This is a genomic window from Mycobacterium sp., assembly GCF_049683935.1.
In the GTDB taxonomy this organism is placed as follows: domain Bacteria; phylum Actinomycetota; class Actinomycetes; order Mycobacteriales; family Mycobacteriaceae; genus Mycobacterium.
The window spans coordinates 1-17,409 of the sequence record NZ_JBAUJR010000189.1; the positions used below are offsets into that span (position 1 = coordinate 1).

19 protein-coding genes are annotated in these 17,409 nt (G+C 66.9%); 6 read left to right on the forward strand and 13 right to left on the reverse strand.

Annotated elements, in window-relative coordinates; genetic code table 11:
• Positions 1-28 precede the first annotated feature (28 nt).
• Positions 29-1,300, reverse strand: coding sequence for an FAD-dependent oxidoreductase (locus WA965_RS10390; protein ID WP_526447487.1), 1,272 nt, complete (start codon positions 1,298-1,300; stop codon positions 29-31).
• Positions 1,301-1,398: 98 nt separating this feature from the next.
• Here WA965_RS10390 and WA965_RS10395 point away from each other — a divergent pair, with 98 nt between their 5' ends.
• The 3 genes from WA965_RS10395 to WA965_RS10405 all read left to right on the forward strand — a co-directional run bounded on the left by WA965_RS10395 (position 1,399) and on the right by WA965_RS10405 (position 5,695).
• A complete protein-coding gene (locus tag WA965_RS10395) occupies positions 1,399-2,448 on the forward strand; it encodes a helix-turn-helix transcriptional regulator (RefSeq protein WP_526298073.1) in 1,050 nt (349 codons plus the stop codon).
• Positions 2,449-2,452: 4 nt separating this feature from the next.
• The gene (hemQ, locus tag WA965_RS10400; RefSeq protein ID WP_526298075.1) at positions 2,453-3,157 is read left to right on the forward strand and encodes a hydrogen peroxide-dependent heme synthase; all 705 of its coding nucleotides are present in this window, start codon (positions 2,453-2,455) and stop codon (positions 3,155-3,157) included.
• A 165-nt stretch (positions 3,158-3,322) separates the two neighbouring features.
• A complete protein-coding gene (locus WA965_RS10405; protein WP_526298077.1) occupies positions 3,323-5,695 on the forward strand; it encodes a putative bifunctional diguanylate cyclase/phosphodiesterase in 2,373 nt (790 codons plus the stop codon).
• On the opposite strand, the gene msrB is transcribed toward WA965_RS10405, so the two are convergent.
• Genes msrB through WA965_RS10425 form a run of 4 tightly spaced genes read right to left on the reverse strand, consistent with a single transcriptional unit; the run spans position 5,647 to position 9,803 of the window.
• On the reverse strand, positions 5,647-6,057 hold the full coding sequence (gene msrB / locus WA965_RS10410) for a peptide-methionine (R)-S-oxide reductase MsrB (protein WP_178360542.1): 411 nt from the start codon (positions 6,055-6,057) through the stop codon (positions 5,647-5,649). The two genes, WA965_RS10405 and msrB, sit on opposite strands and share 49 nt — an antisense overlap.
• Positions 6,058-6,090: 33 nt before the next feature.
• Positions 6,091-7,359 (reverse strand): arabinofuranan 3-O-arabinosyltransferase, encoded by a 1,269-nt coding sequence (aftC, locus tag WA965_RS10415; protein ID WP_526298079.1) that lies wholly within the window; start codon positions 7,357-7,359, stop codon positions 6,091-6,093.
• Between the two features lie 51 nt (positions 7,360-7,410).
• Entirely contained in the window at positions 7,411-8,982 is a 1,572-nt protein-coding gene (locus WA965_RS10420; RefSeq protein ID WP_526298081.1) for an alpha/beta hydrolase, read from the reverse strand.
• Positions 8,983-9,005: 23 nt separating this feature from the next.
• Positions 9,006-9,803 carry a pyrimidine reductase family protein gene (locus tag WA965_RS10425; RefSeq protein WP_526298083.1) on the reverse strand — a complete coding sequence of 266 codons (798 nt, stop codon included), beginning with the start codon at positions 9,801-9,803 and terminating at the stop codon, positions 9,006-9,008.
• Positions 9,804-9,837: 34 nt separating this feature from the next.
• On the opposite strand from WA965_RS10425, the gene zapE reads away from it, so the two are divergent.
• Positions 9,838-10,875, forward strand: a complete 1,038-nt coding sequence (gene zapE, locus WA965_RS10430; protein ID WP_526298085.1) for a cell division protein ZapE — start codon at positions 9,838-9,840, stop codon at positions 10,873-10,875.
• Here zapE and WA965_RS10435 read toward each other — a convergent pair.
• From WA965_RS10435 to WA965_RS10455, 5 genes are all read right to left on the reverse strand, one after another.
• Positions 10,851-11,396: a GNAT family N-acetyltransferase gene (locus WA965_RS10435; RefSeq protein ID WP_526298101.1), complete on the reverse strand. Its 546-nt coding sequence runs from the start codon at positions 11,394-11,396 to the stop codon at positions 10,851-10,853. The genes zapE and WA965_RS10435 overlap by 25 nt on opposite strands.
• Positions 11,393-11,887 (reverse strand): hypothetical protein, encoded by a 495-nt coding sequence (locus WA965_RS10440; protein WP_178360518.1) that lies wholly within the window; start codon positions 11,885-11,887, stop codon positions 11,393-11,395. The genes WA965_RS10435 and WA965_RS10440 overlap by 4 nt, the downstream gene beginning before the upstream one ends.
• Positions 11,888-11,958: 71 nt before the next feature.
• Entirely contained in the window at positions 11,959-12,384 is a 426-nt protein-coding gene (locus WA965_RS10445) for a PPOX class F420-dependent oxidoreductase (RefSeq protein ID WP_526298087.1), read from the reverse strand.
• Positions 12,385-12,475: 91 nt separating this feature from the next.
• The gene (locus WA965_RS10450; RefSeq protein ID WP_526298089.1) at positions 12,476-13,186 is read right to left on the reverse strand and encodes a Clp protease N-terminal domain-containing protein; all 711 of its coding nucleotides are present in this window, start codon (positions 13,184-13,186) and stop codon (positions 12,476-12,478) included.
• Between the two features lie 32 nt (positions 13,187-13,218).
• Entirely contained in the window at positions 13,219-13,713 is a 495-nt protein-coding gene (locus WA965_RS10455; RefSeq protein ID WP_526298091.1) for an SRPBCC family protein, read from the reverse strand.
• Positions 13,714-13,794: 81 nt separating this feature from the next.
• Here WA965_RS10455 and WA965_RS10460 point away from each other — a divergent pair, with 81 nt between their 5' ends.
• Positions 13,795-14,157: a helix-turn-helix transcriptional regulator gene (locus WA965_RS10460; protein ID WP_178360522.1), complete on the forward strand. Its 363-nt coding sequence runs from the start codon at positions 13,795-13,797 to the stop codon at positions 14,155-14,157.
• 3 nt (positions 14,158-14,160) lie between these two features.
• On the opposite strand, the gene WA965_RS10465 is transcribed toward WA965_RS10460, so the two are convergent.
• Complete coding sequence (locus tag WA965_RS10465) at positions 14,161-14,583, reverse strand: hypothetical protein (protein WP_526298093.1); 423 nt, start codon at positions 14,581-14,583, stop codon at positions 14,161-14,163.
• A 691-nt stretch (positions 14,584-15,274) separates the two neighbouring features.
• On the opposite strand from WA965_RS10465, the gene WA965_RS10470 reads away from it, so the two are divergent.
• Complete coding sequence (locus tag WA965_RS10470) at positions 15,275-15,517, forward strand: ribosome modulation factor (RefSeq protein ID WP_526298095.1); 243 nt, start codon at positions 15,275-15,277, stop codon at positions 15,515-15,517.
• Positions 15,518-15,552: 35 nt separating this feature from the next.
• Here the strand turns inward: WA965_RS10470 and WA965_RS10475 are convergent, their stop codons facing one another.
• Together WA965_RS10475 and WA965_RS10480 are read right to left on the reverse strand one after the other, a co-directional pair.
• Positions 15,553-16,344 (reverse strand): ANTAR domain-containing response regulator, encoded by a 792-nt coding sequence (locus tag WA965_RS10475; protein WP_526298097.1) that lies wholly within the window; start codon positions 16,342-16,344, stop codon positions 15,553-15,555.
• 609 nt (positions 16,345-16,953) lie between these two features.
• Complete coding sequence (locus WA965_RS10480) at positions 16,954-17,220, reverse strand: hypothetical protein (protein ID WP_526298099.1); 267 nt, start codon at positions 17,218-17,220, stop codon at positions 16,954-16,956.
• Positions 17,221-17,409 lie beyond the last annotated feature (189 nt).

A 17,409-nucleotide genomic window follows, 5' to 3' on the forward strand; every position in this document is an offset into this window, starting at 1 on the left:
GTCGACGGCCGCTGACACGGATCAGCGTTCAGCGCCGGAGCTTCGCAGCGGCGTCCTTGGCGCCGTACCGTGCGGCGGAGAGGCCGCCGGCGACCGGCAGTGCGACCCGGAGAAGCGTGGCGCCCACAGGGGTGGCGGTCGCGCGGATTCGCGAGACCGGACGCAGCGACTCCGTCACCGCGACGCGGGCATAGCTGCGCATCTGGTGGTGGAAATCGTTGACCGCCACATTCACCGCCTTCTCGCCGCGCAGCGCGGCGCAGAGCTCCCGACAGAGAAGGTCGGCGTCGAGGATCGCAGTCGCCGCTCCCTGACCGCCCGTGGGTGGAACGGCATGGACGGCGTCGCCGAGCGCGGTGATCCGACCGGCAGGCCACGGCGCCAGCTGGGCGGGGTCGATCGCGGCGTGCAGACGGAATGCAGCCAGCCCCTGGGTCCTGGCGTGTTCGATGACCGTGATCAGACGGGTGGACCAGCCCGCTCCTCGCATCCATTGGCTGGTCGCGCGGCCGAGATCAGCGCCCCCGAATGCCAGCAGCTCCCGGGTCCTGTCGGACTCAGCGATCATGGCGCCCCAGATGTAGGTGGCGGTCTGCGTGGCCGGCGGTTGGTCGAGCGGTGTGGTGATGAGTGCCTCGCCCCGAGGGTCGTGGTACCCGATGTACAGGCCGGTTCCCCGAGGGCCGACGGCGAACGTCGAGTGTGCGCCGAGAAATCCCGCCGCCGAGGAAGATAGCGCGTCGACAGGGGTGAAACCGCCGACGCCGATCAAGCCCACCGGAGCGGAGGTGGGCCTGCCGGCCAAGGCTTCGGCGACACGGGAACCGACACCATCGGCTCCGACGAGAACGTCCGCCCGGCTGCGCGAGCCGTCGGAGAACCGCGCCTCCACGGTCCCGTCGCCGCTGAGTTCGCAACCGACGTAGCTTGTTCCCAGCCGCACTGCGGGGGCCACCGAACGTCCGAGCAGCGTACGCAGGGTCACCCGATCGACGTTGAGCGACTGATCAGCGGTGACCGCGGCGCGGCCGCGTGTCAGGAGGCGACCACGGTGGTCGCGCACCACGACACCGTCGTCTGCCCGCCCTCCGGCCGAGACTGCATAGAGCTGTTCGAGCACGTCCGGGTCGAGCAATCGACGCAGTGCGCTGAGCGCCGGCGCATGCAGGTGTAGGTGGTATCCACCGGTCCGGGCGAGATCGGTGTCGCGTTCGACGACTTCGACGTCGATGCCGTGGCGCTGCAGACCGCACGCCAGCGCGAGTCCGCCGATTCCGGCACCGATGACCATGACCTGCATGACGACCCTCCTCGAGTTTTTCCCGGGCTGACCGGGTGCCCCCACCGTTTCAGCAGTGGAGGTCACCGAATGTCCGCCTCTGGGTGGATGCTGGCAGCATGGCGTCAACGTCTTCACGACTTCTGCAGCTGTTGGCCCTGCTCGGGAGTCGGCCGCGCTGGAGTGCCGCCGACCTGTCCGACCGCCTCGACATCAGCCCGCGCACTCTGCGCCGCGATGTCGACTGCCTTCGCGAGTTGGGTTATCCCGTCGGTTCGGCGATGGGTCCGGCCGGCGGCTATTCGCTGGGCACAGGAGGCAAGCTGCCGCCGTTGCTGCTCGATGACGAACAGGCCGTCGCGGTCGCGATTGCACTACAGACGGCACCGGTCACTGTCCGAGGTATCGACGAGGCCGTGGCCCGCGCGCTGACGAGCATCAAGCAGGTCATGCCCGCCGATCTGCGGGCCGAGGCCGAGTCCATGCACGTCACCGCGATTGCCAATCCGTGGGAGTTCGCGGCGCCGCCCGTGCGTGCGGGCATCCTTCGGTGTCTCGGTGCGACGATCAGGAATGCCCACCGACTCCGGCTGGACTATCTCGCACCCGACGGTCGGCGTCGGGATCCCGCGGATCCCGACTTCACCCCGCCGATGACGGTCGAAGCACACCACCTCGTGGTCTGGGCCGCCCGCTGGTACCTCGTCGCCTACGTCCCCTCCGACGAGAAATGGACGATCTTCCGCGTCGACCGCATCCTCTCCGCTGTCTCGCTCGGAACCGTGTTCGAAAGACGGGCGTTGCCGGGGTCCGACGTGGCGCGCTATGTGATGACGAGCCACGACCGGGGTGACACTCCGGCCGAGTGGCAGTGTGTGGGCACCGTCGTGCTGGACCTTCCTCCGGATGTGGTTGCACGATGGGCGCCTGGGGGCTCTGTCATCGAGCGGTTCTCCGCGAATCAGAGCGTTCTCACGCTGGGGGCATGGTCGTGGGCGGGCATCGCAGGGTTACTCGCGACGTTCGACGCTGATTTCACCGTTGTGGGTCCAGAACCTCTCAGGCAGGCCTGCCGCACGATCTCCCGACGGCTCTCCGCGTCCGCCGAACCGGTGCATTCGTCAGCCGTGGCCGGCGAAACCCACGCATCTGCGCACGTGGCACGATAGGCCCATGGCCAAGCTCGACTACGAAGCGCTCAACTCCACCATCCGGTACCTGATGTTCTCGGTCTTCTCCGTGCGACCGGGTGCGCTGGCCTACGAAGACGACGCGCGCGCCGCCGTCGCCGACGAGATGGCCACGTTCCTCAAAGTCCAGGAGGACAGCGGGGTGGTGGTTCGTGGTCTGTACGACATCGCCGGGATGCGCGCCGACGCGGACTTCATGATGTGGACGCACGCCGAGAACGTCGAGGCCCTGCAGGCGACCTACTCGGATTTCCGCCGTACCACGACGCTGGGCCGCGCGTCGACCGCAGTCTGGAGCAACGTGGCGCTGCACCGACCGGCGGAGTTCAACAAGAGCCACGTCCCGGCGTTCCTGGCCGGTGAGGAGGCAGGCGCCTACATCTGCGTCTACCCGTTCGTCCGATCGCTGGACTGGTATCTGCTGCCCGACGACGAGCGTCGACGCATGTTGTCCGAGCACGGGATGGCGGCGCGGGACTACAAGGATGTTCGCGCCAACACGGTGCCGTCGTTCGCGCTGGGGGACTACGAGTGGCTGCTGGCGTTCGAGGCGCCGGAACTGCACCGCATCGTCGACCTGATGCGTGATCTGCGCGCCACCGACGCCCGCCGTCATGTGCGCGAGGAGACGCCGTTCTTCACCGGCCCTCGCGTCTCGGTCGAACAACTTGTCACGTCGCTTCCCTAGGCAATTTGCTGACAGGCCGGTGCCGCCAGTTCGGCGGAGCTAAGTGGCACACGCTGCCAGCATCCGGCCGTTCTCGGGGGGCGCTGGTCTCCGGTTGCTGAAGTCTCTGTGACGTTAGCGTTAAAATTTGGCCTTCCGGCGTCTCGCTGTTGCTAGCATCGTCCGATGCCGAACGCCAGAACGGTGACGGCAGCCCTCGTCACAGTGGGTGCCGGTCTCACTGTGCTGCAGTTGAGCAGGTGGAGCGGCGAACCCGTGGTCCGGTTCCTGGCTGATCTGGCTGTTCTGGCGCTCGCCCTGTTCGCCGTGGCATCCGCGGTAGCTGCCGCGCGGCGGGTGCGGGGCCGAAGACGCGCGGCGTGGACATGTATGGCGATCGGCCTGAGTGGTTTCGCCGCAGGCCAACTGGTCTGGAGTTACAACGGCCTGATCCGCGGGACCTTGCAGTTCCAGTCGGTGGCCGACCTGGGGTATGCGGCGCTGCCCGTCGGCGCCGGACTCGCGCTGATCCTTCTGTTGGGCGACTACTCACGTGCCACGCGGCTCCGGGTGCTGCTCGACGGCGTGATCACGGCCGGTGCACTGTTCGGCGCGGCCTGGGTGACCCTGCTGGGAACGGTGTACTCGGCACAGGTGATGGAACCGACCTCGCTGGCGCTGACGCTGGCCTATCCCGTCGCCGATATCGCCGTGGTCACCATCGCGCTGCTGCTGTTGGTGCGGGCGCCGGCAGGAGACCGTTCGACGCCTGCGCTGCTGACCGTGGGATTGGTTCTGATCGCTGCTTCCGACGCCGCTTACGCGTACGTGACCGCGGTGCAGGGCCAGTACTACGAGGCCATTTCGCTCGGTTACGCGTGGGGCTTCCTGGCGATCGGCGGAGCCGCCCTGCTCAGCCACGGCGCGCCGCCCGACCGGGTCTGGGCCCAGTCGCGGGTCACCTCGCGGGCATCGATGTGGCTGCCGTTCGTGCCGGTCACGATCGCGGTGGCAGTGTGCGCCCCGGTCATGATCCCGATCCTGGGACCGCTCTACATCGTCGGGATCATCACGGTGTTCGCCGTGATGATCCGCCAGTACCTGGTGCTCGACCAGCACCACCGACTGCTGGCCAAAGTCTCCGACCAGGTGGTGCGTGATCCGTTGACCGGCCTGGCCAACCGGACTCTGTTCCAGGAGCGACTCGACCGGGCGATGCAGACACCGCGTGACGGCAACGGTTCGGTGGCCGTGCTTCTGATGGATCTCGACCACTTCAAACTCGTCAACGACAGCCTCGGGCACGCAGCCGGCGATGCCATGCTGGTGCGGTTCTCCGAACGCCTCAACGGCATCGTCCGTCCCGACGATACGGCCGCACGCCTCGGCGGCGACGAGTTCGCGGTGCTGATGGAGGGTGACGTCGAGGCCCTGCGCGCCGTGGCCCAGGGTGTGGTGCACGCCTTCGACCGGCCCTTCGCGGTCGCCGGTCAGGAGCTCTGGGTGCGTCCCAGTGTCGGGCTGGCGATGACCGAGGAGGGCGCACCCGCCGTCACCGGTGACGAATTGCTCCTGCAGGCCGACGTCGCGATGTACGCCGCGAAGAAATCGCGGTCAGGGGATCTGCACGTGTACAGCGCGGACATGTCGCACGGTGAGATCGTCGGGGGTGTGCCCGTCACCGATTCCAGGAGCCGCGCAGCGGGTCGGGTCGCGGCTCGCCTCCTCGGTGAGCTCCGGCACGCGATAGGACGCCGCGAGCTCACGGTCTTCTACCAGCCCAAGTTCGACCTGCGTGCCGGTGAGATCGTCGGAGTGGAGGCGCTGGTCCGCTGGCCGCACCCGCGCCGGGGACTGCTGGCTCCCGAGCAGTTCCTCCCGTTGGTGCGTGAGCACGGCTTGATGCGCTCGTTGACATCCCTGGTGCTGGACCTGGCATTGGACGACGTGGCCGACTGGTACCAAAAAGGCGTCGGTGTTCCCGTCGCGGTCAACGTCTTCGCCCCGTCGATCAGCGACACCGATCTGCCCCGGCAACTCCTGCAGGCCCTCGAAAACCGGCGCCTGCCGCCGGAGACGCTGACCGTCGAGATCACCGAGGATCTGCTGCTGGAGGACATCGCCCAGACCCGCGCGGTATTCGCCGAGCTGCGGGACAGCGGGATTCGCATCGCGATCGACGACTTCGGCAGTGGTTATTCGGCGCTGTGGTACCTCAGGGATTTTCAGGTGCACGAGGTCAAGCTCGATCGCGAGTTCATCGCGCCCATCCTGACTCAGCCGACGTCGGCCGCGATCGTGCGCGCGGTGATCGACCTCGCTCACGTGTTGGGCGTGACGCCGGTGGCCGAGGGAGTCGAGAACGCCGAGACGGCAGCGAAGCTGCTCGAGTACGGCTGTGACGTCGCTCAGGGCTTCTACTACAGTCCGCCGCTCGTGGCACCTGCGATGCTGGAACTGCTGACATCGCAGCAGCGCCGACGCAACGGTCGCGGCGCCGGCGACAACGGCTACCCGTCGGAAGGCAAGAGGCGCAGCGAGATCGAGTTGATGCAGTAGCGCTTGTCGGTCGGAGTGGGGTAGCCCTCGCCGGAGAAGACATGCCCGAGGTGGCTGTGGCAGTTGGCGCAGACCACTTCGACGCGGTGCATACCCAAGGTGTTGTCGGTGCGCAGGATCACCGAGTCCGAGTCGGCGGGGTCGAAGAAAGACGGCCAGCCGCAATGGGATTCGAACTTCTCGGTGCTGCGGAACAGTTCCGCCCCACACGCCCGGCAGGCATAAACGCCCTCGGTCTTGGAGTCGGTGTACTCGCCGGTGAACGGCCGCTCGGTGCCGGCACGACGCAGCACCGCGAACTCCTCTGGGTTCAACCGCTCGCGCCACTGATCGTCGCTCAGGACCAGCTTGGGACCCGGCATCGAATCTGACCCTGTTGCCGTCATGCTGACAGGTTACGCGTCGGGTTTGGCCCCGGCGTCGGTGAGTTGCCTGACCCATGGCGGGTCGATGCCGTCGTCGAGGCGGCCGTCGTTCTTGGCGTCGAGATACCGGAACAGCAGCACCACGAACACCACGATGGACAGCAGCGACCAGCCGTAGGTGATCTTCAGGTACTCCAGTGCGCGCCCCGTCGTGGGCCAGTGTCCGAGCAGCCAGCGGTCCATCGTCGTGAAGCCGTAGATCGCCATCCACGCCACCCAGCTGCGGATGGCCGAGTTCGGCAGCACCACGGTCATCAGGAACGGGAACAGCATCATCGAGTAGTAGCCCTGCCCCAGGGAGAGCACCAGCCACGACGTCAGCAGGAGCACACCGGAGGAGGTCAGCATCCAGAACAGCGGGTCGCGGGTGCGGTAGTACCGGTAGAGCAGCCACAGCGAGGCCACACCCAGCAGTGCGAACCCGACACGCATCAACAGGATCAGCCACATCGGCAGCCCGTAGTAGACCCCGTTGCCCAGGATCGAACTGTTGAAGTAGTCGCGGGTGGACAGGATGTAGGGCACCGTGCGGGTGACGAAGCTCATCGGGTCGCTGATCAGCGGCCAGGCCACCGCGTTGAACACCGCCGGCACCGCGAACGCGGTCACCAGCGTCCGCCACTGCCGGTTGAGCAGCGGCAACAGCAGCAGCGGTGCGAGCAGAGGTTTGACCACCAGCGTCAGACCTATCGCGACCCCCGCCCACCATTCGTGGCTCTTGTTCCCGTCGAGCAGGAACCGGAAGAACAGCACTTCCAGCAACAGGATGGGCCCGTTGATGTTTCCGAACACCAGCGTGTTGGTGACGTTCTCGGTGCAGAACATCGCCAACAGCAGCGCCGGCGCGGCGACCGAGGCCAACGTGAACTTGAACAACCTCAGCAGGAAGTACGCCGCCAGCAGGATCGCCAGCGTGTTGAAGAAGATGAACCAGTAGCGCGACGCCTCGACCGGCAGATAGCCGAAGGGCGCCATGATCAAGGTGCCGCCGGGCGGGTAGAGGTAGTGCGGATCGACCTGGTCGAAGTTTCCGTCGTAGATGTTCAGGCCGAGCTTGAAATTCACCACCGCGCGGTAGACAGGGGCGAAGTCGTCGGTGATGAAGCCGTTGGTGGCCAGCACGTAGCTGCGGTGGATGACGGACAGAATCGCCAGTGGCCACAGGATCGACCGCAGGACCGACGCGGTGCTGGGCGGGGACGTGCGAGGCCGGAATCCACTCAGAACAAGATCACGCACGTGGGCACCGTACCCGAAGGGTCGACGGCTGATCCCGCGACATGGCCTACGTCAGGCCGGGCAGTACGTGTCGGTGGGGGGTAGCTGGCCGGAGTCCAGGTAGCCCATCACCGGTGGCAGCGCGCAGGGCGAGTAGATGACCGCGCCGTGTCCGATGCCCTGCCACATGACCCGTCGATTGGTCGAACCGGCGTTGATCGCGGTGGCGGCGACCGCGGCCACACCTGCGTTGCCGACGATCGGATTGTTCTGCACGCCGAGCAGCAGCGTCGGGATGGTGAGGTTCTCGGGCTCCTGCGGCGCGGTGCCGCTGGGCCAGTTCAGGCACTTCACCATGTCGAGCGCACCCACCCTGCCGAACTGGGGGTACAGGTCGTCCCACGCCACCACGAGTTCGCGGACCCGGTCGGGGGTGGGACGGTTCAACGCGTCACTGCAGGTGTTGACGAACTGGCCGTCGGTCTGGCGCGTCGTCTCCGCCTGGTTGATCAGGTTGTTGAGCCGGTTGGTGTTGCCGGACCGGGCATCGGCGACCGCGAGCGCCAATTCGTTGCTCGCATCGACCCTCTCGCCCTGCGGGTAGGCGAGCGCCGTGGAGATGGCGTCGGCGACGGCGGCCTCCGAGGCACCGTTGGGACCGTTGCCCGCCCGCGCCGATTCCAGCAACGCATCCACCGCGGCCTTCGGATCAGCGCCCAGCGGGCAGTTCGTCGCCGCGCACTGGGCCGCCCACGCGTCCAGAGCGGCCTGCTCACCTTGAACACGCTGCTCGGTGGCTGCCTCCGCCGCGATGCCCAGCGGGAGGGGGGAGTCCAGGATCAGCCTGGCCACCTTGCTCGGGTGCGACCCGGCGTAGGCCAGCGCGACCTGGGCGCCGTTACCGACACCGAGCAACGCGAGAGCAGGCACATCCCAGGTGGTGCGGAGTCGCTCGAGATCCTCGGCGGCGTGGGTGTTGTCGTAGGCGGAATCGCCGGGGGCGATGGTGTCGGTGCAGTTCGTCGTCGCTGTCATCGTGACCGCACCGAGGTTGGCGACGGGATCGTCTCCGGACTGGAACTGGGCCTGCTCGAACATCTCCTGACGGTCGAACAGGTCGCGGCAGTCCAACGCTCCCGACATGCCGATGCCACGGCGGTCCACCGAGACCACGGGGTGCTGGGCGAGCACGTCGGTGCCGGCGCGTGACAACCACACGGGCAGCTGAGTCGAGCTGGGCAGATCCGACCCGGTGGTCATCACCAAGGGCCCGGCATCACCGGGGGTCTGCGCGGTTCTCGCGCGCATCACCCCGATGCTCACCGTGCCGCTGGCACCGTTGATCGAATCGAGGTCGGCGTCATAGGTGGCGCAGTCCAGCGAGACGCCCGGAACCGGATTCACCGACGCGTCGCTGAAGGCCCGCGAGGTGCAGTCCTGCCACGACAGATCGTTCTTCGGCGCCTCGATGGCCGGGGGCCCTGCGGGCGCCGCGCTCGACTGCGGCTCGCCCTGGGGGCCGGCCCCGGAGTTGGTGGCGTAGCGCGGGTTTGCGGCCAGACCGGGTGAGCAGCCGACCACCAGCAGTGACACCAGAACGGCCGCTGCGGCGGCACCGCGAGGAGCACGGGGCAGACGACGCATGGGAACCACAGTACTGACCGGTCTCACTGAGCTGCGTCGAAGCGCGGTGGCTCACGGCGGTCGTAGCGCAGATAGAGGTAGCCGTCATCGTCAATGAGGGCGTGGCGCAGCCGCATCGCGGTCTGCACTTCACCTGCCCCGGTCACGATGCGGCCGGCCTTGCCGCCGACAAGCATCGGAGCCACCGTCAGGCACAGCTCGTCGAGCACGTCCTGTTCGGTGAACATGCCGAGGATGCCGGGACCCCCTTCGGTCAGGACCCGCAGCAGCCCTCGGCCGGCCAGCAGGCCGAGAGCGGTCGGCAGATGCACCGAGTCGGGGTCGGCGCCGGACGCGTCGAGGACCTCGGCGACGCCGTCGAGCCGAGACCTGGTGTCCTCCGCCGCGTCAGCGCTGGTCAGGATCAGCGGTGGGATCTCGGTGCGGTGGAACAGCTTCGCATCCGGGTCGAGTCGGCCCGACCTTGTCAGCACGGCGATCGGCGGCACCTCGGCCTGCCCGCGCTGTCGGCGTGCCCGTCGTTGGCCGGCGTCGAACTGGACCCCCGAGTAGTCCTCGACGCGCACCGTGGACGCGCCGACGACGATCACGTCGGCGGCTTCGCGCAGCGCCGTGAAGACGGCCTTGTCGCCGTCGCCGCCCAGATCACCCGACTTACCTGCGCTGGTCGCCCCGCCGTCGACGGAGGCGATCATGTTGGCCCGCACCCAGCACGACTTCAGATCGTCGGGGTAGGCGTAGCTCTGGGCGAGCGCGCCCGGACCGAATCGGTCGGTTCGGCTGAGCATTGTGAACTGCGTCCCGTCACCGGCTGCTGACATACGCAGAATCACAGCACGCCGTTAAAGTGCCAGCATGCACGGGTCCAGTGATGTCGGGAGTCTGGTCGATCGTCATCCCACCGTCACCCCGGAACGGCTGATCGCCCAGCTGGTCCCGCCGCCCACATTCGCCGACGTCGGGTTCGACACCTACAAGCCGGATCCGGCCGAGCCGTCGCAGGCCGCGGCGGTGGACGCGTGTCGGCTGTTCTGTGAGCAGGCGGTGCAGCGGCGGGCCGGCAAGAAGAAGCTGTTCGGCAAACGCGAGGTGCTGCCGGGGGTCGGGGTGTATCTCGACGGCGGTTTCGGCGTCGGCAAGACCCATCTGCTGGCGTCGTCGTACTACGCGGTGCCCGGCCCGAAAGCGTTCGCGACGTTCGGCGAGCTCACCCAGTTGGCGGGGGTCTTCGGGTTCGTCGAGTGCATCGAGTTGCTGTCTGACTATGTGGTGGTCTGCATCGACGAGTTCGAACTCGACGACCCCGGCAACACCACGCTGATCTCCCGGCTGTTGTCGGCGCTCGTCGAGAACGGCGTGTCGGTCGCCGCGACGTCGAACACGCTGCCCGAGCAGTTGGGGGAGGGCCGGTTCGCGGCGCAGGACTTCCTGCGGGAGATCAACACGCTGGCGGCGATGTTCACCACGGTGCGCATCGAGGGCCCGGACTACCGCCATCGTGACCTGCCGCCGGCGCCGGTGCCGCCGAGTGACACCGAGGTCGCCGACCGGGCGGCCAAGGTGCCCGGCGCGACGCTGGATGACTTCGACGCGCTGTGCGCGCATCTGGCGACCATGCATCCGTCGCGTTATCTCACGCTGATCGAAGGGGTTTCGGAGGTTTTCATCACCGGTGTCCGCCCGATCGATGACCAGAGTGTCGCGCTTCGGCTGGTGTCGCTGACCGACCGCCTCTACGACGCCGGCATCCCGGTGGTGGCCTCGGGGGCCAAGTTGGACACGGTGTTCAGCGACGAGATGCTGCAGGGCGGTTTCCGCAAGAAGTACCTGCGGGCGACGTCGCGACTGCTGGCGTTGACCGCGGCCGGTCAGGACGGGCGCACCAGCACGTAATCCTGCTCGATGTGGGTGCCGAGCCGGAAGGTCTTGGTGCCGGTGATCACGAAGCCGTGTTTGGCGTAGAAGCGTTGTGCCCGTTGGTTCTGCTGGTTGACGCCGAGCCAGACACAGGCGGCGTCGAGTTCCGTGGCGTGCTGCAGCGCTGCTGACATCAGTGCCGCCGACACCCCGGCGCCATGAGCTTCGGGCAGCACGTACATCTTCGACAGCTCGACGGCCGGATGCGCGGTGACCGCTTTCCTGACGTCGGCGTCGTCGGGCAGACCGCGAATCAGCATGGCGTAGCCGATGATTCGGTCGCCCTCGGTCGCGGTGAGCACCGCCCGGTCGGGGTCGGCGAGGTGCTCGGCGAAGCGCGCGGCGGTGAGGTTGTCGTTGATGAACGCCGCGACGTCCACCGGGGCGGCGGACGGGGGACAGGCCAGCGGGAAGGTCCTCGCGGCCACCTCGGCAAGTTCGGCCAGTCGCGCCGGGGACGCGGTGTCGACCTGCGGGCGGAACTCGGGCTGGGTCAGGAAAGGTTCCACTGCGCCAGGCGGGTGCCGGTGATCTTGTCCAGCAGTACGACGTTGGACACCAGGTCGCGGTAGCAGTCCCACCAGACTCCGCCGCTGAACGTCTGCCCGACCCGAGCGTTCTGCATGCCCAATTGCAAGGAGTCGGGGGAGTCGCTGTTGCGCGGTTCGTAGGCGTCGCCGGTCGGGGTGACGCCACGGAACTGGTAGGTGATGGCCATCGCGAACGCGGTGGGGACGCGCACCGGCGTGATCGTGATGTCGGCGCGGTACACCTGGTGGCGCGGCGGGCGGGGCGGATACCCGAAACCCGGGGGTACTGGCGAGGGCAGGACGTTGTTGACCGAGATGTCGGCGACCAACCCCTCGAACTCCACGCGCAGCGGCTCACCCAGACGCCCGATGGGGATGTTCGCCGCCGACGCTGAGGGGGCGACCAGACCTCCCAGTGCCGCCAGTGTGGCGATCAGCAGCGCGAGCCAGCGACGCATGTGTGGTGTCCCCTCGTAGGCGTGCTTCGCATGATTGCACACCCACTGAGAGGGGCGGTGCGCGTTGGGCGTCAGGACACCCAGGGGCCCACGCCGCCCACCCTGTCGATGCGAATCCGCGTCAGATACCCGGCAGGCGCGTCGTCAGGCGGGAAGTGTGCGTCGGGGCCTGCGAGCGTCCTCGCAAGGCCGGCGAGCACCTCGGGGGCACCTCCCTCGACGATCCGGGCTGTCCCGTTGATCGAGAGATACGGCCGCATGACCTGATGAGTACCGTCCAGCGCGACGATGGTGACCGCGACACGGGGATCGCTGCGAACGTTGCGAACCTTCTTGTGCTCGGAGAGGTGGGCGGTGACCAGTTCGTCGCCATCCGGTGTGGTCTGCAGAGCGACCCAGACGAGGCTCACCTGCGGGCTGCCATCGGGGTTGAGGGTGACGAGGGTGGCGTCGGCCCCGGTGCCGATGAGGTCGCGGGCGGCGTCGTTGAGTCTCATGGGGGTATCTACCGTGCGGCGTCGTGATCTATTCCCTCAGGAGGTCTTGAGTTCGTCCACCGCGCGGTGGCGGCGTCGAAGATTTTGTCGATCACGCCAATGCGTCCAGAGCGGCCAGCAGATCGCTTTCGAAGCGCTCCCAGTCGAGGCCCATCCCGTGCAGCACTCCGCCGTCATCTTCTTCTTCGTGCAACGCGAGCAGCAGATGCTCGGTGCCGATGAAGTTGTGTCCCAACCGTAGGGCCTGGCGGAAGGTCAATTCGAGTGCCTTTTTGGCGCGCGGGTCGAACGGGATGAGCGCGGGGACCTCGTCGGTTCTCGGCGGCAGCACGACGGTGGCTGCGACCGCGGTGACGTCGATGCCCTGGGCGGCGACGAGATGGGCGGCCAGACCGGTCGGGTCGGCGAACAGGCCCAGGATCAGGTGTGCGGGTTGGATCAACGGGTTGCCGGCTTCATGGGCACGGTTCTGGGCTTGGACCACGACGTTGCGCGCCCGCTCGGTGAAACGGCTGAATCCGGCGTTGGGGTCCAGGGTGTCGGGGTTGTCGGGGGTCCTGGGGACGAATCGTTTCTGCGCCGCCTGTTTGGTGACACCCATGCACTGGCCGATCTCGGTCCACGAGGCGCCGGATCGGCGGGCCTGGTCGACGAAGTGGCCGATGAGGTGGTCGGCCACCTCGCCGAGTGCTTGGGCGGCCAGCACGGCGTCGGTGAGTTGATCGAGGGGTTGGTCGTGCACCTGGGTGATGACGTCGATCAGGTCGTCGAGACGGACGGGGTGGGTGATCTTCGCGCTCATGTCGTCAACCCTAGGTTGACGCTAGGCGAGCGTCAACCCTGGGTTGACGACTGCGCCTCGGGGTAGCCACGCCGCACGGTGCGATCGAGAATGCCGAGGGTCGCCCGCAGGGCGCTCTCGGACACGACCGGGAAGATGTCTGCGTCGCGCCAGTGCTGGTCGATGTCGGACCAGTCGTAGAACGAGGTGACCAGCGTGCCGTCCTCGGCCGGTTCCAGGCGGTAGCCGTAGACGTGGCCGATCTGCGGCTTGATCTGCCCGAGGATCTTCCACGCGATCAGCCGGTCCTGCTCGAACGCGCTGATCTCCACCGAGACGTCGTACCGGCCCAGTGGGTAGTCGTTGAGTGCTTCGCGGTCCATGTGGACCACGAAGGTGTCGCCGACCGCGCGCACCGGGTCACCGTCGGCGTCCTGCAGCATGCCGGTGGCGTCGATGGCCACATGGCCCTGCGGATCGCACAGCACGGCGAAGATGTCGGCGGCCGGGGCGGGGATGGTTCGGGGCACTTCGATGCGGTCGGTCATGTCTTGATGGTGTCAGCAGATCCAGTGGGATGGATCACTCGGGGTTTCGCTGTGAGTGAAGTGCGGGAACTTGAAATAGCCATGGGGGTAAAAGACCGGACCACCACAGCGACGGCCCAGCCACGGATGTTGCGGCAGGCACTGGACTTCATCCACAGCAACGCGCAGTACGACATCACCATCCGCGATATCGCCGCGGCCGCCGATGTCACGCCACGTGCCATCCAGTACGCGTTCCGTGAGCACCTGACCACGACACCACTGGAGTACCTGCGCCGCATCAGGCTGGAGAGGGCTCACCGGGAGTTGAAGTCGGCCGACCCGGCGTTGGACACCGTCACGTCGATCGCCGGGCGCTGCGGGTTCAGCCATCCCGGTCGCTTCAGCAGCGCCTACAAGGAAGTCTTCGGCACCGAACCCAGTCGCACTCTGCGCAGTACCTGAGCGTCAGAGCGGCGTGAAGCCGGCGCTGGTCAGGATCCCGGGCTGCCATCCCTGCGCTCCGACACACAGCAGCGGTCGGCCGTCGGGGGACTGGGCGGCGGCCTGCGGGTTCGGGCACCGGCTGCCGATTTCCCGGACGCCGTGCAGTTCGTAGCTGATCTGCCAGAAGCCCGTGTACACCGGGGGCCACTGGTTGGGAATCCACCGGCACTGCATGGCCGCGCCACCTTTGCCGCGACCGAACGTGAAGCGCTCCATGTTCGTGCACGGTCCGGTGAGTGGCGCGTCGTAGACGATCCCGGGAACGTCGGTGTCGTAGCGGCCAGAGTCGTCGGGGTACATCGGACCCGGCTCGGCTATCGCAGCCGGCGCTGTGGCCAGGGCGGCAGCGCTGATGGCGGTCGCCACGAGCATCTCGCGAATCATGTCCCACCCCTAGGTCGTCTGAACGGGTCCGGTGTATCGCGAACTCTAGCGGGTGCGGCGGGATCGCCATCGGCTTTCCGGACTGGCAAACACGATCTCGGCCCGCCACCTGGGGGGGTTGGTGGCGGGCCGAGCTTATCGGGAGTGTCTGTGGTGCTGAGTACGAAGCTACGACGCCAAGCTGAGAGTGACCTAATAGAAAGGTCACTACTTCGACACGGATCGGTCAGTAGGCGTTACTACTTCACAGGCGCCAGCGCCGGATCCGCGGGCGATTCATCCGGCCTGTAGGGCCTGATTCGACTCGGCGAGTGAGGGATTCGGGTGCGCGAAGCTCGTCAAGGGCCGCGCCGGACGGAAACGTGGCTGACCCGCTCCCGGTACGGAATGGAATGGATGGTGGCCGTTCATCGTCTGCACGGGAACGCAGTAGGCGCACAGTTCGACACCGACGGTGGGATAACCGCAAGCGGGGCAGATGTCGATCATTGCCATGTGAGTCTGCTCCTGCGTGCTGGACCCGTCGCTGCCGCGACACTTGGTGGGAATTGATTGTGATCGAACAGTTACCCGTTCGTCGAGGAATTAACCACATCGTCAACGGCAGTCGTGGTGGCCAAACCGGCCTCGCTGAGGTCAGGTCGGCGTGGCTGTCCGCCGACCTGGACCCGCACGGGTGCATGCTTGCCAGGTGAGCAAGCGCGCGGAATACGTCTTCGCTTTGTACCAGGGCTCCCTCGCCGAGCCTGGCGACGTCAACCCGTATGCCGGGGGGTCGCTGGCCCTGGCGAAGCTCTGGAGGCGCGGCTACAACCGCATGCTTCAGGTCCGGGTGAACAGCGGGCCGGCGATGCAGCGTTACTTGGCGGCGCAACGCCGCGGGCTGCGCGGTGGCTGCGTGAACCGGCCCGGTGATACGTGGAAGGGTGACTGAGGAACTGCCGACCCGTCTCTGGACAAGCCGCTGCGTCAGAAGCGTTCGCTGTCGGCGGTCATCTGCATTCGGTTGAGGAGTTCGTGGGCGACGGCACGCAGTTTGACGTTGCGGTTCTGCGACTCGACCCTGAGTTTGTCGAACGCTTCCCCGGAATCACAGCCATGTAGGGCGATCAGCGCACCTTTGGCCATGTCGATGTCGGAGCGTGACACGAGTGCTCTTTCGAGTTCGGCGACGGTGTCTCGGGCCTTCTGCCAACGGTTGGAGTTACTGATCGCCTGGCCGGCGGCAGCGCTGTACAAGCGCATGAGTTCGGTGTCGAACTCGTCGAATGCTGTTGCCGTGTGGCTGTAGATGTTGAGCGAGCCAACGAGTTCCTGCTCGCTGTCATCACCCGTGATGATCAGGGGAACAGACAAACTCGCACGAACGCCCGCCTGTTGCGCGGCCTCGGCGAACTCTGGCCATTGTGTAAATTCATGGTCGACGATTGCTCGCAGTGGGGTTCGCTGCATCGCGGCCTCCAGGCATGGACCCCGGCCCGACGCGTACTGCCGGTCATCAAGTTCCAGCGCCTCGTCATCGGTGCACGCTGCGGTGCGGGAGTCGGGCCAGGACAGCACGGTAATGCTGACGACATCGGCGTGTCGGATGGCGGCGAGTGCGGTGTCGGCGACCCGTGCCGCTACCGCGTCCAGGGGCTCTTCAGCGGCGAACACCTCGCGTAGTCGTTCGACGGCCTGTGCCGTGGTGAGAAGCCTGGCGAGGGGATCGGTGGACTCCGCCGGTTCGACGGCGTGGTCGATTTTCTCGGGTTGAGGCACGAGGCACCAGCTTCCGGATTGTCAATTGCACGCGCGCGAGGCGACTGTTTGCGCAATCAACGCAGCGGCGGCAACTTCTCACGGCTGAGTTCTCTACCGCCGCGAGGCTACATGCGTGAGTAGAGAATCGATAGCTGAGGCAGGCGCTGAGGTGCCAACGCAGGGGACCGCGTCCCCAATCATCTGGCGAATGGAATCTCCCACGTGATCCGGCTAGACCCGTCGCTGCGGTCAGTGTTCCTCGATTCGCGGGCGACGAAACCACGAACTTGATCAAGACGACGGCCCGACGGGGCAGAGCTGTTCGCTCAACTAGGGGGTCGACCCCGCACAGACCGTCTTGCGGACAACCCCGAATCAACCCGTCCGCGGCCACCCACTGCGCTTACAGATGCCCGATAGGGCACCCACAAAACCGGTGACTTTCGCCCCACGCGGCCGATCCGACGCAGTCAGGGCCGCCCATCAACGGGCGGCCGCCCCGTCAGGAAGAGCGAAGTGGATAGGTTTGCCGAATACAGGCTCTGAACTGTGAGTACGCCCGCGCGTCATACTGAAATGCCAACCCGGCCCCCGGGGAGGCGAGCGCACCAAAGGTCGTCAGACGTTCTACGAGCAGTCGGCCTGGGTGATGTTGATGGCGACGCAATCGTTGTCCCCGCTGCCTGAATTATTGGCTGGCTTGGGGTCGAAGACGTTGTTGAGGACTCCGCGGTAGGAGCCTTGATAGGCCTCGCCGTCTTCGCGGATTCCGTCGCCGTCGTCGGGTTGGCCTGATCCGCCGAACGCGGCGTGGTACCGGCGGGCGGCTCGGGTGTCTTGGTAGCGGGGCTGGTCGTAGACCGAATCACCTACGGTTTGAACGATTTTCAGCACGGGTGCGGGGTATTTAAGAGGAGGCCGATTGTTGACACCGAATTTCCTATTGGGGTCGGTGGGGCTGCCTGGTTCACCGGGGCCAGGCCCTGTGGGAGGACCGCCACCCGGGCCTCCACTACCGCCGCCGGTCTCGGGGCCGCCCGGGCCTCCGGGGCCAGCGCCTCCGCCCGGTCCTCCGGAGTTACC

Excerpts from the sequence above, each read along its gene's own strand:
- zapE (WP_526298085.1), top strand. The coding sequence starts at position 9,838 with ATGCACGGGTCCAGTGATGTCGGGAGTCTGGTCGATCGTCATCCCACC.
- WA965_RS10465 (WP_526298093.1), bottom strand. The coding sequence starts at position 14,583 with ATGATTCGCGAGATGCTCGTGGCGACCGCCATCAGCGCTGCCGCCCTG.
- WA965_RS10455 (WP_526298091.1), bottom strand. The coding sequence starts at position 13,713 with ATGACCGACCGCATCGAAGTGCCCCGAACCATCCCCGCCCCGGCCGCC.
- WA965_RS10425 (WP_526298083.1), bottom strand. The coding sequence starts at position 9,803 with ATGTCAGCAGCCGGTGACGGGACGCAGTTCACAATGCTCAGCCGAACC.
- WA965_RS10395 (WP_526298073.1), top strand. The coding sequence starts at position 1,399 with ATGGCGTCAACGTCTTCACGACTTCTGCAGCTGTTGGCCCTGCTCGGG.
- WA965_RS10420 (WP_526298081.1), bottom strand. The coding sequence starts at position 8,982 with ATGCGTCGTCTGCCCCGTGCTCCTCGCGGTGCCGCCGCAGCGGCCGTT.
- WA965_RS10460 (WP_178360522.1), top strand. The coding sequence starts at position 13,795 with ATGGGGGTAAAAGACCGGACCACCACAGCGACGGCCCAGCCACGGATG.
- WA965_RS10450 (WP_526298089.1), bottom strand. The coding sequence starts at position 13,186 with ATGAGCGCGAAGATCACCCACCCCGTCCGTCTCGACGACCTGATCGAC.
- hemQ (WP_526298075.1), top strand. The coding sequence starts at position 2,453 with ATGGCCAAGCTCGACTACGAAGCGCTCAACTCCACCATCCGGTACCTG.
- WA965_RS10405 (WP_526298077.1), top strand. The coding sequence starts at position 3,323 with ATGCCGAACGCCAGAACGGTGACGGCAGCCCTCGTCACAGTGGGTGCC.
- WA965_RS10440 (WP_178360518.1), bottom strand. The coding sequence starts at position 11,887 with ATGCGTCGCTGGCTCGCGCTGCTGATCGCCACACTGGCGGCACTGGGA.
- WA965_RS10390 (WP_526447487.1), bottom strand. The coding sequence starts at position 1,300 with ATGCAGGTCATGGTCATCGGTGCCGGAATCGGCGGACTCGCGCTGGCG.
- WA965_RS10445 (WP_526298087.1), bottom strand. The coding sequence starts at position 12,384 with ATGAGACTCAACGACGCCGCCCGCGACCTCATCGGCACCGGGGCCGAC.
- msrB (WP_178360542.1), bottom strand. The coding sequence starts at position 6,057 with ATGCCGGGTCCCAAGCTGGTCCTGAGCGACGATCAGTGGCGCGAGCGG.